Below are 14,399 nucleotides of genomic sequence, written 5' to 3'. Positions count from 1 at the left end.
TTACTCCTCGCCGGTCTGGGCCTGCCCTTCCACCAGCTCGCGGACAGCGTCGATGAATGTACCACCACGGTGAGCGTAGGAAGAGAACTGATCCATGGAGGCCGCTGCCGGAGCCATCAGCACGGTGTCGCCGGATTCGGCGAGCCGGGCTGCTGACGCGACGGCCCGGATCATCACCAGTTCTCCGTTGCCGGGGGAACCGGCCGGTGTGGCACCGGGCGCCGAAGCAGTCTCCACGTCTTCAGTGTCGCCCGCTTCCGGCTCGATGACCGGGACATCCGGCGCGTGTCGCCGGAGGGCATCACGCAGCGGGCCGGTGTCGGTTCCGATCAGGACCACCGCTTTGAGCCGGGCGGCGTGCTGCCTGACAAGGTCGTCGTAGCTGACGCCCTTTGAGAGTCCACCGGCTATCCAGACCACCTTGGTGAAGGCGGAGAGGGATGCCGACGCAGCATGCGGGTTGGTGGCTTTGGAGTCGTTGACCCAGAGGACGCCGTTCATGCGGGCCACCGGCTGGATGCGGTGGTCGCCGGGGACATAGTCAAGGATGCCTTGGCGGACGGCCTTGGCCTCAACCCCGTAGGCGCGCACCAGGCCGGCGGCGGCGAGGGCGTTGGCTACCATGTGGCGCGGTGCCAGCGGACCGAGGTCGGCCATGGAGGCAAGTTCCGCCGCGCTGTCGCGGCGTTCTTCGATGAACGCCCGGTCCACGAGCAGCCCTTCCACCACGCCGAGCATGCTGATGGCGGGCGTGACCGTGGTGAAGCCCACTGCACGGCAGCCCTCAACGACGTCGGCGTTTTCCACCATGCGCTCGGTTTCAATCTGCTCGGCGTTGTAGATGCAGGCCTTCTGGGTGTGCTCGTAAACCTTGGCCTTGTCGGCCAGGTACGAGTCATAGGAGCCGTGCCAGTCCACGTGGTCCTCGGCCACGTTGAGGCACACGCTGGCCACGGGCGAGAGCGATTCGGCCCAGTGCAGCTGGAAGCTGGAGAGCTCGACGGCGAAAACGTCGTAGTCAACCGGATCGCGGAGCGCATCGAGGATGGGCGTGCCGACATTGCCGACGGCGATGGCCTTGAGCCCGGCGGCCCGGAGCATCGATTCCGTCAGGCCGACCGTGGTGGTCTTTCCGTTTGTTCCCGTGATGGCCAGCCAGTCGGCAGTCTTGCGGCCTTCCCTGATCCGGACCCGCCAGGCGAGCTCGACGTCCCCCCACACGGGGATGTGCGCACGTGCCGCCGCCGCGAGGAGGGCCTGGTCCGGGCGCCAGCCTGGTGAGGTGACGATGAGTTCGGGGAGTTCGCCGTCGATCAGCGGAAGACGGTTGACGGCTTCCGCGCCGAGCAGGACGTCGGCCGCACCTACGATCTTCAGGGTTTCGGCGTGGGCCCGCGCCGTGTCGCTGGTGGCGGCGTCCACCACCACCACGCGTGCGCCAAGTTCGATCAGGGTGTCTGCCGCCGCGAACCCGGAGACGCCGATGCCGGTGACGGCAACACGCAGGCCGGCCCAGTCGGAGTCCCAGGAGACGAGGTTGGCCAGGCGGGGGGAAACGGTCACAGCAATACAACCCATTCAGCGTAGAAGATGCCCAGGCCCACGGCGACGAAGAGGCCGCCCAGGATCCAGAACCGGACCACGACGGTGACCTCGGCCCACCCCTTCAGCTCGAAGTGGTGCTGGAGCGGTGCCATCTTGAAGACGCGTTTTCCGCCCGTGGCTTTGAAGTAGCCCACCTGGATGATGACGGAGAGGGTGATCAGCACGAAGAGGCCGCCGACGATGCCCAGGAGCAGTTCCGTCCTGGACAGGATGGCGAATCCGGCCACCGCTCCACCGATGGCAAGCGAGCCGGTGTCGCCCATGAAGATCTTGGCCGGCGAGGTGTTCCACCAGAGGAACCCCACCAGTGCTGCGCTCAGGATGGCGGCAAGGAGGGCGAGGTCCAGCGGATCCCGGACCAGGTAGCAGCCACTGCCGGCTTCCCGGGGCGAGCCGCAGGCTTGGTTGCTCTGCCATATGCCCATGAGCGTATATGCACCGAACACCATGATCGAGGCACCAGCGGCCAGGCCGTCCAGGCCGTCGGTGAGGTTGACGCCGTTGGTGGCCGCCGTGACGATCAGGTTGGACCAGATGACGAATAGGATCGCCCCCAGGACGGTCCCGCCGAAGGCGAGGTCCAGCCATGGCAGGTCCCGGACCAGGGAAATCTTGGTGGACGCCGGAGTGAGCCCGGTGTCATTGGGGAAGTTCAGCGCCAGGATGGCGAAGATGATGCCCACGGCTGCCTGGAGGATCAGCTTGGCCTTGGCGTTCAGGCCAAGGCTCCGCTGCCGGGAGATCTTGATGAAATCGTCCAGGAACCCCACCAGGCCCATGCCCACCATCAGGAACAGCAGGATGAGGGCCGAGGCGGACGGGCCGGGCGAGTCGGGGTTCATCATCAGCATGATGAGGTGGGTAAGCCCGTAGCTGAGCAGGACCGCCGCAACCACTACGGTGCCGCCCATGGTGGGCGTGCCGCGTTTGGTGTGGTGCGAAGTGGGGCCGTCGTCGCGGATGAACTGGCCATAGCCGCGGCGGACCAGCAGCCGGATGAACAACGGGGTTCCGACGAGGGCACACAGGAGGGCAAGGCCCGCACCGATCAGGAGTGCAATCACAGCAGAGTGCTCCTTTCGTCGGCAGGTGTCGGGGATGTTGGTAATGCTATCCGATCGCCCAAGTGGCGGAGCCCGACGCTGTTGGACGACTTGAACAGCACCAGGTCCCCTGGCTGCAGTTCTGCGTCGAGGATCTGGTAGGCCTCATCGGCCGTTTCGGCGAAGAGGCATTCGTCACCCCAGGATCCTTCCTGGACGGCGGAAACGTAGAGTGCACGGGCTTCGCGGCCAACCACCAGCAGCCTGGAGATGTTGAGCCGTACCACCTGGGTGCCCACGGCGGTGTGCTCGCGGATGGAGTCCTCGCCGAGTTCCAGCATCGCCCCCAGGACCGCCCAGGTCCGGCGGCCCCGGCCAAGGTCGGCCAGGGTGCGCAAGGCGGCACGCATCGATTCCGGGTTGGCGTTGTAGGCGTCGTTGATGATGGTCACGCCGTCCGGCCGTTCGGTGCGCTCCATCCGCCAGCGGCTGGCGGCGGCCTGCTTGCTCAGTGAATCAGCGATGCGCTCCCCCGGCACCCCTGCGGCCCACGCAGCTGAAGCTGCCGCCAGCAGGTTGCCCGCGTGATGGGCGCCGATGAGCCGGCTGCGGACGTGCCGTGGCGCTTCGCCGTCCGGCAACTGGAGATCGAATTCGGGGCAGCCCTCAGCGTTCGTGTCGGCATTCAGCGCCTGCACCACGGCATCCGGGCGGCCCTCTGCGGAGAACCCGAGGACTGTCGCGGAGGTCCGGCTGCGCATCGCGGCCACGCGTTCGTCGTCGAGGTTGATGATCGCGGTGCCCGCGCTGGTGAGTCCTTCAACCATCTCGCCCTTGGCCAGGGCGATGTTCTCCACTCCCCCGAATTCGCCTGCGTGGGCCGTCCCGACGGCGAGCACAACTCCGATGTCGGGCTTAACCATCTCCGCCAGGTAGCGGATGTGGCCAATCCCCGTGGCACCCATTTCAATGACCAGATAACGGGTGTCGGTCCCGGCCCGGAAAACCGTCAGCGGGACGCCAACCTCACCGTTGTAGGAACCCTGTGGCGCTACGGTTGGCCCTTGGGTGGAGAGTATTCCGGCCAGGAGGTCCTTGGTGGTGGTCTTGCCGGCTGACCCGGTAATGCCGACGACCGTCAGCTGGTCGCCCGCTGCCGACCGTGCGGCCCGGATCCGGCGGACGGCCTCAGCGGCGAGGGCGCCCATGGCCAGGACGGCGTCGGCAACCAGGACCGTTGGATAGCCACGGCCGTCCGGCGCGGTGACGGGTCGTTCGGCGAGGGCCAGGACGGCGCCGGCCGCAAAGGCGGCGTCCAGGAAGTCGTGGCCGTCGGCCTGCTCGCCGGGCTTCGCGACGTAGAGCGAGCCCTGGGTGGCTTCGCGTGAATCCGTCACCACCGAAAGGGGCGTAATTCCGGGATCGGCGTCCAGGCGCCCGTTGGTGATTTCGGCGATTTCCGCCGCAGTAAATGCAATCATCTCGGTCTAGGACTCTATCCGGTCGTCATGGAGAACGTTGAATCCCCTGGCTGTCAAGGCGCTGCGCAGTTCCACCCTGTCGTCCAGGGCGAGGTTGACGCCTTTTACCTCCTGCCAGACCTCATGGCCGCGGCCCGCGACAAGAATGGTGTCCTGCGGGCGTGCGAGTTCTGCGGCGCGGCGGATGGCCTCCGCCCGCGGGAAGACTTCCAGCAGCGCGGCGCCGAGCGATTCATTCTGCACCGCCTCCCGGGCCCCGGCCAGCACGTCCGCACGGATGGCCGCAGCATCCTCGTCGTGCGGGTCGTCGTCGGTAATGATCACGGTGTCGGCGAGCCGCGCGGCGATGGCCCCCATGGCCGGACGTTTGCCTTGGTCGCGCTGCCCGGTGGCACCGAACACCACGATCAGCCGGGATCCGGGTTCGGGCGAGCGGACCGCTTCCAGTGCCCGCGCCAGTGCGTCGGTGTTGTGGGCAAAATCCACGACGGCGGCGGGCCGGTCCGAGATCAGCTGCATGCGGCCGGGGACGGCGACGGTGAAGGGGTCAACGCGGTCCAGTGCGGCCTGCAGGTCTGCGGCGTCCACGCCCGAGGTGAGGACCATCAATGCGGCAAGGGCGGCGTTGGCAACGTTGAAGCTGCCCGGCAGCCCTGTGTGCAGGTTCAGGACGGCACCTGCCGGCCCCGTGAGGGTGAAGTCGGTTCCGAGCCCGCGCGGCGAAGACGATGTCACGCTCCAGTCGGCGGGGGTGTTGCCGCTGGTGCTGAGCGTGGTGACCGGAACCTTGGCGTTGCCGGCCAGCCGGCGGCCCCACTCGTCGTCGACCGTCACCACGGCCTGCCGGGCGCGCCCGGGGGTGAACAGCTCCGCCTTGGTGGCGAAGTAGCCGTCCATGGTGTGGTGCAGGTCCAGGTGGTCCTGGGTAAGGTTCGTGAATCCGGCGACGTCGAAGACCAGCCCGTCCACCCGCTGGTAGGAGATGGCGTGGGAAGACACCTCCATGGCTGCGGCGTCGAGCCCGCGCTCGTGCATGAGCGCCAGCAGTCCGTGGACCTCGGGGGATTCCGGCGTGGTGAGGAGGCTGGGAATGGGCTCTCCCCCCGCCTGGATTTCGATGGTGCCGATCAGGCCCGTCTGTCGCCCCAGGGCACGCAGGAGCGAGGTGATGAAGTAGGTGGTGGTGGTCTTCCCGTTGGTTCCGGTAACCCCGAAAAGCTGCAGCGGACGGCCATCCGCGGACTGGCTCCGGTAGATCAGGGCGGAGAGGGGCCCCACCTCGTTCCTCGGACTGTCCACAACAAGCACCGGGACAGGTGTGTCCGCGGCGAGGGCAAGGAGCCGGGCGCCGGCGTCATCCGTCAGCACTGCGGCCGCACCGGCTCCGACGGCGTCCGTGACGAAGTCCGCGCCATGCCGGCGGGCCCCTGGCAGTGCCACATACAGGTCGCCGGGCTCCACGGTGCGGGAGTTGATGGAGATGCCCGTGACCTGCACCTCGGCGGCGGGAGCGGGAACAGCTGCTCCCAGGGCATTGCCGACGGCGGCCAGCGGGACGGCCGCTACGGCATCCGGCCGGAAGCGGGCCGGGCTTTCGTCCCGGGCAGCGTCGCCGCCGGGCGTGGTGAACTCTGACAAGGGGATCTCCGATGGTGCTAGTGCGTGCCCGCCATGGTTCGCGCGGGCACTGTGATGCGCTTGATGCTGCTGGTATTTACAGCGTGGCGCAGCGGCTACTTCGCGTACTGGGGCAACCTGGCCGGCTCCCCGGTTGAAGGCTGGATGTTGTAGGTCCGCAGCGTCTGGCTCATGACGGACCGGAAGACCGGCCCGTTCGTGATGCCGTAGATGCTGCCCTTCGGCCGCTGAAGCACCACCTCCACAATAAACCGCGGATCATCCATCGGCGCCATTCCAACGATGGAGGCCGTGTAGCCGCAGTAGCCTGATTTGCCGTCGTCGCAGGGGGATTCGGACGTGCCCGTCTTGGCACCCACCCGGTAGCCGTCGATGCCGGCGTCCTTGATCTCGCCCTCGGTGACGGCGCTTTCCAGAATGTCCTTGACCTGCTGCGCGGTGCTGCCCGAGACCACCTGGCGTGATGGCTGGGCCGGGACTTTCTCCTCCGTGCCGTCGGGGGAAATGTACGAGTCGATCAGCCGCGGCTGCAGCATGACACCGTTGTTGGCGATGCTCTGGTATGCGCGGACGGTCTGGAGCGTGGACTGGGAAACGCCCTGTCCAAAGAGGACGGTGTACTGCTGGCGTCCGTCCCATTGGTCGGCCGGCGAAAGGATCCCCGCCGCCGTTGCAGGCAGCCCGATGTCAGGCGCCTCGCCGATGCCGAATTTCTTCAGCCAGTCGTAACGCTGTTCCTTGCTGAGCCGCTGGCCGGCCATGACGGTCCCGGTGTTCATGGAATACCCGATGATGCCCGCCAGTGTCCTTTCCTCGGTCCCGTGGGTAAAGGCGTCACTGAAGGTCTGGCCGTCCACCGTGTACGTGGGCGGAATCGTGAACTTGTCCAGCGGGCTGGCCAGCCCTTCGTCGATGACCGCCGCCGCGGTCATCATCTTTTCGACCGATCCGGGCTCGTAGGCCGCGGTCACGGACCGCGTGCCGCGGTCCTTTGCTGCAACGGCACCGGGGTTGTTGGGATCGGGTGCGTTGGTGTCCGCCAGGGCAAGGAGGTTGCCGGTCTTGGCATCCATCACGATGATGACGCCCCATTCGGCGCTAAGCTTGTCCGCTTGGCTCTGGATGGCCTGCTGGGCGAAGTACTGGAGGTCGGAGTTGAGGGTGAGTTTGACGTCCTTGCCGTTCTGGGGCGGGGTCAGCTCGTCGAGGCCCACGGGGATGCGCAGTCCGTCTGCGCCGATCTCGAACAGGCGCTTGCCGTCCGTGCCCTTAAGCTTGTCGTCCTGTGTCTGCTCGATGCCGGCCTGGCCGGTGGTGCCGTCCTGGAGGAAGCCCACTACGCCTCCTGCAACCGCGCCGTTGGGGTAGACCCGCTTGCTGACGCCCTCGGCGACGATGCCGGGGACCTGGAGCTTGGAGATGCGGTCCTCGACGTCGGGTTTCACGTCCTTGGCCACGATGTAATAGGGCTGCTGGCCGGTGACCGCATCCCGGACAGCCGCGGTATCCATGCCGAGGGCTGCAGCCAGTTCCGAGATTGCCTGGTCGCGGCTGACGTCCACCAGCTTGTCGTGGCCGTCGGCCTGCGGCTCGTACCGCATGTACGAGTCGGTCTTGGTGTTGACGCGCTGGTCCACCACGATGTTGTAGCGGATCACGCTGTTGGCGAGGACGGTGCCGCGGGAGTCCAGGATGCTGCCGCGTTCTGCCGGCAGGATCGCCGAGGTCATCCGGCTGTTCAGTGCCGCTTCGGCCATGCCGCCGACGTCGAGCCCCTGGACCAGGAACAGCTTTCCGCCGACCACCAGCAGGAGCGTGAGCATGATGCCCAGCCCGAGGCGCAAGCGCTTCGTGGCGTTCGGTGCTTTGCCTTTTCCTGCTTTGCCGGTCGTTTCCGCCACGGTGATATTCCTTGCTGTTCGACCTGCTGACTACCCTGCCTGGCGACCTACTGTCCGGGGACCTTCTGCTGCGGCGCCGGGATGGAGCCACCATGCAGTTCAGGCGCCGGAGCTGCCGCCGCCGCGGCTGCGGCCTGCGCCGCAGCCTGTGCCTGTGCTGCCGCCTGGGCCGCTTCCGCTGCCGGGGCTGAGGAGGTCCTGCCGGCGTCCGGCGCCGTCGCCTTGCCAGCGGTTGCGTCCTTGGCTGCCGGCGGCACGATGAGCTGTCCCGCCACAGCTGGCGACGGGATGACTGCTCCTGCCGGTGCACCCTTGACCGCAGGCGTAGCCTTTCCGGTCACGGACAACGTGGACAAGTCGATCTGGCCTTTGACCGTGGACGCCACCATTCCCAGTTCCGTTGCCTTGGCGGCCAAGTTCTGGGGTGCCTCGAAGTTCTGAACCTGCTGGGTGAGATCCTGGTTGGCCTTGGTCAAGGAGCTCTGTTTGGCTCGAAGCTCTACAAGCTGGTACTGGGCCGTGGACACCGAGATATTGAGGACGAGCACCGCCACCAGTGCGACCGCCAGCATGGCGAAACACATCACGACAAAGGGGGCCCGGCGCTTGCGCGGGGCCGTGCGGACGACGGAGAGCGGGGTCCGTCCCTTGCGTCCCTCGTCAGGCCGGCCCGCAGGCCTGCTGACGGGCGCCGAGCTGCCGGAAACGACGGGAAAGTTCTTGACGGCGGCGGTGCTCATGCAGCTCTCCTGGCTCTGATTCGTTCTGCAGCACGAAGCCTGGCGGAGGCAGCGCGCGGGTTTTCGGCGATTTCGACGGCGGTTGGCACTTCAGTGCCCTTGGTCAGGGTTTTCAGTTCGGGTTTGTGCTCTTCGAGCTCCACCGGAAAGCCGAGGGGAGCCGAGGATTTGGACCGGGCCTGGAACACGCCCTTGACGATCTTGTCTTCCAGCGAGTGGTAGGACATGACCACGATGCGTCCGCCCATGGCCAGGGAATCGACGGCGGCAGGTACGGCCCGTTCAAGCACATCGAGCTCTTCGTTGACCTCGATCCTCAGGGCCTGGAAAGTCCGCTTGGCGGGATGTCCGCCCGACTTGGCGGCCGAGGCAGGGACAACGGAGCGGATTTGTTCCACCAGCTCGCCGGTGGTGGTGAACTCCTTGACCGCGCGGGCCGCAACGATTCGGTTGGCTATGCGTCCCGCGAACTTTTCCTCGCCCCATTTGCGGATGATCCTGACCAGGTCCGCCTCGCTGTAGGTGTTGACCACATCCGCTGCAGTTTGGCCCCGGCTGGTGTCCATCCGCATGTCCAGTGGTGCGTCGAAGGAGTAGGCGAAGCCACGCTCACGCTCATCCAGCTGCAGGGAGGAGACGCCCAGGTCCATGAGGATCCCGTGTACTTCGGCTACGCCGAGGTCCGCCAGCACGTCCTGGATTTCGTCATAGACGGCGTGGACGAGGTCGGTCCGTGCCGCGAAAGGCGCCAGCCGCTCCCCCGCGAGGGCCAGCGCTTCTTCATCGCGGTCGATCCCGATGAGGTGGAGGTCGGGAAACCGCTGAAGCATGGCCTCTGAGTGCCCGCCCATGCCGAGGGTCGCGTCAATGGCTACCGGAGTCTGGCCCCGGAGCCTCGCAGCTTCAAATCCCGGTGCCAACAAATTGATGCACCGGTCCCGCAGGACCGGCACATGGCGTTCGGACGTGGGCTTCGGTTCATCTGTCATGCCTGGTCCTTTCCCGCCGTCGTTGTCACCTGCTGCTTCTGGGACCAGATCCCCATCCGCGCCTACCGTCCTGCCCGCCTGGCTCAGGGGAAGTTGAGCCAGGTTGGCAGCCGATGGGCCGGCTGGAGATCTCATCCAAGAAGCCACCTGCTGCCCGTTCCGGATTCAGAGAATGCCAGGAATGGGATCGTCAGTTTCGGAGAAGGCGGTTTCCTTCTCCGCAAGGTATTCATTCCAAGCCTGGGCGTCCCAGATCTCGGCGCGGGTACCGGCGCCGATTACGGCAAGTTCCCTTCCGAGTCCTGCATACTCCCGGAGCGCTGGTGGAATGGTCACGCGCCCCTGCTTGTCAGGTACCTCGTCCGAGGCTCCAGAGAGAAATACGCGGATGTAGTCACGTGCTTGCTTGGAGGAGATTGGTGCCTCCCGCATCTGCTCGTGGACCCGTGCAAATTCCTTCTCACTGAAGACGTAGATGCAACGTTCCTGGCCCCTTGTGAGCACCAGCCCGCTGGCAAGCTCCTCCCGGAACTTCGCGGGGAGAATGATCCGTCCCTTTTCATCCAGACGCGGCGAGTGTGTGCCCAGAAACACTGGCCCACCGCCTGTCCGCCGTCAGGAACTGCACATCCCCTGTGTTGCAACCACCCTCTTATGTCCTCCACATTACTCCACTTTCCACCACAGTCAACGCAAAACGGCCTTTCAGGCGCTCCATTTATGGGATAGAACCCTTGAAATGGCGCGGAAAATGCCGTGGTGGTGGAAAGTGGAGGACTTTTACCCAAAATTGGCTCCGCCGGGACCATCGGCGGGCATTCTCCGGTTAAACAGGAAATGGCCCGCCGAAGCGGGCCATTTCCTGCGTTTCCCTGCCGTCAGGGGATCGAAATGGAGGGGCGGGGCGATTTGACCCGGAGGCCGTTCAGGACTCACCCCTGCGGCGCTCGTCCCACCGATCCTCGAGGCTGCTCATGAAGGAATTCCGGGGCTTGCCGGCCTTGCCGGTTCCAGCCTTCGAACCAGGCCGGCCCCGGGAACTGCGCATGGTGGCGAAATAGACTCCGCCGCCCATGACCACAAAGCCCAGGACACCGACGAAGATGTTCTGGAGGGTGACACCAACCAGCAGCAGGAAGACGCCGGCAAGCGCGCACAGGACTCCGATGACCACGTGCCTCGTGGACCATGAACGCCCGGGGTCCGAACCCATCGAGTTCGCGAACTTCGGATCGTCCTCGTGAAGCTGCTTCTCAAGCTGCTCAAGCAGCTTCTGTTCGTGCTCCGACAGCGGCATCACGACCTCCTTTTGTAGGCCAACGTCCGGGCTGATCCCAGCCACTACTTCTGACCCCTAGAACGTCTGCTGTAGCTGGAAAGTTCCCATCCGGCCGGCGGCGGCCAAGACGGGAACCTTACATGCAGTCGCGGGGGCGGGAGCATGTCCAAGAGGGTCCGGCAGTAAGTCCATTCACTCGAAAACTATGTATATCTAAGGATAGATTGTTGAGGCCTGATCTGAAAGACGGCAATGACTTCGGCGGACCCTCAGTCCGGCCGTTCCGCCCGCTCCCCGGACGGGATGTCCGGCTCCATCAGGCGGGCGGGCAGGACGGACTTGCTGCCGAACCTGCGTGTTACCTCATCCAGCGCCTGCTCGGCGGCCCGCCAGTTCTCATCCCTGCGGTCAATGCTCAGCTGGAGCGAGGTCCGGGCCGCTTCCTCAAGCTGTTCAGCCCGGACGCCTAGGAGCCGCACGGTCATGGCCCTGGTTCCGAGGGAGTCCAACAGCTGGAGCACGACCGCATAGATCAGCTGGGCGCTGTCCACCGGGGTATGGACAGTCCTGCTGCGGGTAATGGTGGAGAAGTCCGCGAACCGGAGCTTCAGGGCCACGGTCCGGGCCACCATGCCGGAGCTGCGCAGCCGGGTCGCCGTCCGGTGGGACAGCCGGAGCAGTTCCCGCCGCAGGAGTGCGTCGTCAGCCGTATCCACGGCAAATGTCTCTTCCGCGCCGATGCTCTTTTCCAGCCGCACCGGGGTCACGGGACGGGGGTCAATGCCCCAGGCGAGCTGGTGCACGTGCTCTCCAGCGGCACCGAGGACCTTCTTCAACGAGGACACGGGAGTTGCCGCCACGTCCGCCACGGTCTTGATGCCCATGTTCGCGAGGGCCTCACCCGTCTTGGCGCCGACGCCCCACAGCGCACCAACCGGGAGGCTGTGGAGGTAGGGAACGGTTTCGTCCGGCCCAATCATCAGGAGCCCGTCGGGCTTGCACCGGGTGGAGGCGATCTTGGCCACGAATTTCGTTTCCGCAATCCCCACCGAGGCGGTAATGCCCAGTTCCGCAGCCACCCTGCGCCGGATGAGCTCCCCTATCCCCCGGGGCGGCCCCAGGCGGCGCAGCGCACCGGTGACGTCGAGGAAGGCTTCGTCAACACTCAACGGCTCCACGAGCCCGGTGATGGATTCGAAGATCGCCATCAGCTGTCCGGAGACCTCGTAGTAGAGCTTGTGCCGGGGTTCAATCACCACGGCCTGCGGGCACATTCGCATCGCCACGGCCATGGGCATCGCAGACTTCACGCCAAAAGCCCGGGCCTCATAGGACCCCGACAGGACCACCGACCGCTCCCCCGGGAATCCGACAATCACGGGCTTGCCGCGGAGTTCAGGGCGGGTCCGGAGCTCGACGGAGACGAAGAAGGCATCCATGTCCACATGCATGATGCACGTACGCCGGCGGCCCGGAAGGCGCGCGGCGGCTGGCTGGTTCATACCTGCGGGCCCCACGGCTGCAATCCTATCGGTTTGCGCCGACCCCTCCGGAGGCTGGCTAAACTGGAGGCTGATTCCGCCAACAACACCAGGAGGAAAGACTCTGTGACGGCTATTGGAAACTTCAAGCCAGCTGGCCTGGCCGCGCTTGCCGCCGTTGGGGTGCTCGCCCTTGCCGCGTGCAGCCAGGCCCCATCGGGTCAGGCACAGCCCTCCCAGACGCCTTCCATTGCCGCCACGCAGTCCACGCTCACGGCCTCGCCCAGCCCATCGGCATCCCCCAACACGTCGGCAACGGTTGGCGCCGTCGTGGAAGGGTTTCCGCAGCAGCTCCTTCCCCTGATGACCGGGGCCACAGTGGTATCCAGCAGTTTTGACAAAGCATCCACCCCGGCAACGGCCGCGCTGGTGGGCACCGTGTCCGCTCCCACCAGCGCCGTCATCGACTTCTACACCAAGGCCCTCGAAGGCCAAGGTTTCAAGGCGGTGCCGGGCGATACCGTCGGCGGTGTTGCCTCCAAGGACTTCGTCCGGGGCGACAATGAGACCGTGAACCTCTCGGTAGTGGAGGCCTCCGGCGTCTCCACGTTCACGATCGGCGCGAACGTCGCAGCTGAGTCGGCCAAGTGACGGCCGCGGAGCAGCTGAGGAATGAACAGGCAGACTTCGTGGCGGGAGTTGCCGGCGAGCTCACAGGCTTCCTGACCGAGCGCCAATCCATCATGTCGGGCATCTCGCCTGACATCGAGCCCATCATGGGTTCCATCTCCAACTTGGTCACCGGCGGCAAGCGCCTCCGGGCGCTCATGTGCTATTGGGGCTGGCGGGGCGCCGGCGGCGAGGCCGGAGCCGGCCAGGTTGTGACGGCAGGTGCCGCACTTGAGCTGTTCCAGGCGGCGGCCCTGATCCACGACGACATCATCGACCGGTCAGACACCAGGCGTGGCGGTCCCAGCGTGCACCGTCGCTTCAGCCAGTTGCACACCGCGCAGGGCTGGGCCCTGGACAGCGAACGTTTTGGCCAGGCAGCAGCCATTCTTGCCGGCGACCTTTGCCTGTCCTTCAGCGAGGAGGCGTTCACCGACATCGGCGAGCGTGCAGCCTCCGGCAGCCGGGCACGGCTGATCTTCAACCTCATGCGCGCCGAGGTGATGGCCGGACAGTACCTGGACATCCTGGAAGAAGTGGCGGGACCGGTCCGCGACCGCGCCGGCGCTGTCGGGAGGGCCCAGTCCATTATCCGGTTCAAGAGCGCCAAGTACTCCACCGAGCATCCGCTGGCGCTGGGCGGCGCCCTGGCTGGAGCGTCCAATGAACTGCTCCGCGGCTACTCGGCCTTCGCCCTGCCGCTCGGCGAAGCATTCCAGCTCCGCGACGACGTCCTGGGCGTATTCGGCGATCCGCTGACCACGGGCAAGCCGGCGGGGGACGATTTGAGGGAGGGCAAGCGCACGGTCCTGGTGGCGCTGGCCCTGGACCAGGCATCCCCCGCCGAGTCGGAGTTCATTGACGCGAGCCTCGGCAGCCCCGACCTTTCGGAGGCGGACATCCTCGAGATCAGGCGGATCATCGAAGACTCCGGAGCATTGCAGGCCACGGAAGTCCTGATCGGGGAATTCGGTGCGGCAGCATTTGATGCCCTTGATGAGCTCGAGTTGGAGGACCTGCCCAAGACCGCCCTGCGGAGGCTGGCTGAAGCAACCGTCAGCCGAGCCTCCTAAAGCGGGAAATTACCAGGCGAGGGTTTGGGCCCTGCGCCTGATTTCCGTCTTGCGGCCTTCCCGCAATGCATCAATCGGGCGGCCGCGCAATGATTCGTCGGCGGTAAACAGCCACACAATGAGGTCCTCATCCGAATAACCTGCATCGGAGAGCACCACGATGGTGCCTTTGAGGCTGTCCACTAGCTGGCCGTCCTGGATGAATTCTGCGGGAACCGAACGGATCTTCCGCTCCCCAATCCGCACGGCGGCCAAGGCATGGTCGTCAATCAGGCCATGGACTTTGGTAATTGAAACATCCAACAAACGTGCGACGTCGGGCAGCGGCAACCACTCGCCCACCAGGTTTTCTACATTACTCACGGACCAAGGTTGCCACGCTGCGCACCCCGTCGCCTAGTCGGCACAATTCATTTGCCTGCCCGCCCGGAGACACTCCGTGAAACTGGGCATTCCAGGCATTCCCCGGATTCTTGTGCTAATCGCAAATTCGTGAGAGA

The 14,399-nt window shown here is 65.7% G+C and carries 13 protein-coding genes; 2 read left to right on the top strand and 11 right to left on the bottom strand.

Annotated elements, in window-relative coordinates; translation table 11 throughout:
• The 10 genes from murD to dinB form a co-directional block, all read right to left on the bottom strand.
• Window positions 1-1,578, bottom strand: coding sequence for a UDP-N-acetylmuramoyl-L-alanine--D-glutamate ligase (murD, locus tag ACFVVC_RS03045; RefSeq protein ID WP_387449036.1), 1,578 nt, complete (start codon window positions 1,576-1,578; stop codon window positions 1-3).
• Window positions 1,560-2,669, bottom strand: a complete 1,110-nt coding sequence (mraY, locus tag ACFVVC_RS03040; RefSeq protein ID WP_387449033.1) for a phospho-N-acetylmuramoyl-pentapeptide-transferase — start codon at window positions 2,667-2,669, stop codon at window positions 1,560-1,562. Before mraY ends, murD begins: the two co-directional genes overlap by 19 nt.
• Entirely contained in the window at window positions 2,666-4,129 is a 1,464-nt protein-coding gene (gene murF / locus ACFVVC_RS03035; protein WP_387449029.1) for a UDP-N-acetylmuramoyl-tripeptide--D-alanyl-D-alanine ligase, read from the bottom strand. The genes mraY and murF overlap by 4 nt, the downstream gene beginning before the upstream one ends.
• A 6-nt stretch (window positions 4,130-4,135) precedes the next feature.
• Complete coding sequence (locus tag ACFVVC_RS03030; protein ID WP_387449026.1) at window positions 4,136-5,767, bottom strand: UDP-N-acetylmuramoyl-L-alanyl-D-glutamate--2,6-diaminopimelate ligase; 1,632 nt, start codon at window positions 5,765-5,767, stop codon at window positions 4,136-4,138.
• 95 nt (window positions 5,768-5,862) lie between these two features.
• Window positions 5,863-7,668, bottom strand: coding sequence for a peptidoglycan D,D-transpeptidase FtsI family protein (locus tag ACFVVC_RS03025; RefSeq protein WP_387449022.1), 1,806 nt, complete (start codon window positions 7,666-7,668; stop codon window positions 5,863-5,865).
• Window positions 7,669-7,715: 47 nt separating this feature from the next.
• Window positions 7,716-8,408, bottom strand: coding sequence for a hypothetical protein (locus tag ACFVVC_RS03020; RefSeq protein ID WP_387449019.1), 693 nt, complete (start codon window positions 8,406-8,408; stop codon window positions 7,716-7,718).
• Window positions 8,405-9,397, bottom strand: a complete 993-nt coding sequence (rsmH, locus tag ACFVVC_RS03015) for a 16S rRNA (cytosine(1402)-N(4))-methyltransferase RsmH (RefSeq protein ID WP_387449016.1) — start codon at window positions 9,395-9,397, stop codon at window positions 8,405-8,407. Before rsmH ends, ACFVVC_RS03020 begins: the two co-directional genes overlap by 4 nt.
• A 165-nt stretch (window positions 9,398-9,562) precedes the next feature.
• Window positions 9,563-9,991 (bottom strand): division/cell wall cluster transcriptional repressor MraZ, encoded by a 429-nt coding sequence (gene mraZ, locus ACFVVC_RS03010; RefSeq protein ID WP_018763545.1) that lies wholly within the window; start codon window positions 9,989-9,991, stop codon window positions 9,563-9,565.
• A gap of 331 nt (window positions 9,992-10,322) precedes the next feature.
• Window positions 10,323-10,694 (bottom strand): DUF3040 domain-containing protein, encoded by a 372-nt coding sequence (locus tag ACFVVC_RS03005; protein ID WP_387449014.1) that lies wholly within the window; start codon window positions 10,692-10,694, stop codon window positions 10,323-10,325.
• Window positions 10,695-10,945: 251 nt separating this feature from the next.
• A complete protein-coding gene (gene dinB / locus ACFVVC_RS03000) occupies window positions 10,946-12,178 on the bottom strand; it encodes a DNA polymerase IV (protein ID WP_387449011.1) in 1,233 nt (410 codons plus the stop codon).
• Window positions 12,179-12,283: 105 nt separating this feature from the next.
• Here dinB and ACFVVC_RS02995 point away from each other — a divergent pair, with 105 nt between their 5' ends.
• Both ACFVVC_RS02995 and ACFVVC_RS02990 read left to right on the top strand, forming a co-directional pair.
• A complete protein-coding gene (locus tag ACFVVC_RS02995) occupies window positions 12,284-12,808 on the top strand; it encodes a hypothetical protein (RefSeq protein WP_387449008.1) in 525 nt (174 codons plus the stop codon).
• Complete coding sequence (locus ACFVVC_RS02990; RefSeq protein ID WP_387449005.1) at window positions 12,805-13,899, top strand: polyprenyl synthetase family protein; 1,095 nt, start codon at window positions 12,805-12,807, stop codon at window positions 13,897-13,899. Before ACFVVC_RS02995 ends, ACFVVC_RS02990 begins: the two co-directional genes overlap by 4 nt.
• Window positions 13,900-13,908: 9 nt before the next feature.
• Here ACFVVC_RS02990 and ACFVVC_RS02985 read toward each other — a convergent pair whose 3' ends face one another.
• Complete coding sequence (locus ACFVVC_RS02985; protein WP_387449003.1) at window positions 13,909-14,262, bottom strand: Rv2175c family DNA-binding protein; 354 nt, start codon at window positions 14,260-14,262, stop codon at window positions 13,909-13,911.
• Window positions 14,263-14,399 lie beyond the last annotated feature (137 nt).

The organism is Pseudarthrobacter sp. NPDC058196 (genome assembly GCF_042882685.1).
Taxonomy (GTDB): Bacteria; Actinomycetota; Actinomycetes; order Actinomycetales; family Micrococcaceae; genus Arthrobacter.
The sequence above is the reverse complement of the archived record's forward strand: the minus strand, read 5'-3'. Positions and strand labels throughout refer to the sequence as shown.

Excerpts from the sequence above, each read along its gene's own strand:
- murD (WP_387449036.1), bottom strand. The coding sequence starts at position 1,578 with ATGGGTTGTATTGCTGTGACCGTTTCCCCCCGCCTGGCCAACCTCGTC.
- murF (WP_387449029.1), bottom strand. The coding sequence starts at position 4,129 with ATGATTGCATTTACTGCGGCGGAAATCGCCGAAATCACCAACGGGCGC.
- ACFVVC_RS03020 (WP_387449019.1), bottom strand. The coding sequence starts at position 8,408 with ATGAGCACCGCCGCCGTCAAGAACTTTCCCGTCGTTTCCGGCAGCTCG.
- rsmH (WP_387449016.1), bottom strand. The coding sequence starts at position 9,397 with ATGACAGATGAACCGAAGCCCACGTCCGAACGCCATGTGCCGGTCCTG.
- ACFVVC_RS03005 (WP_387449014.1), bottom strand. The coding sequence starts at position 10,694 with ATGCCGCTGTCGGAGCACGAACAGAAGCTGCTTGAGCAGCTTGAGAAG.
- dinB (WP_387449011.1), bottom strand. The coding sequence starts at position 12,178 with ATGAACCAGCCAGCCGCCGCGCGCCTTCCGGGCCGCCGGCGTACGTGC.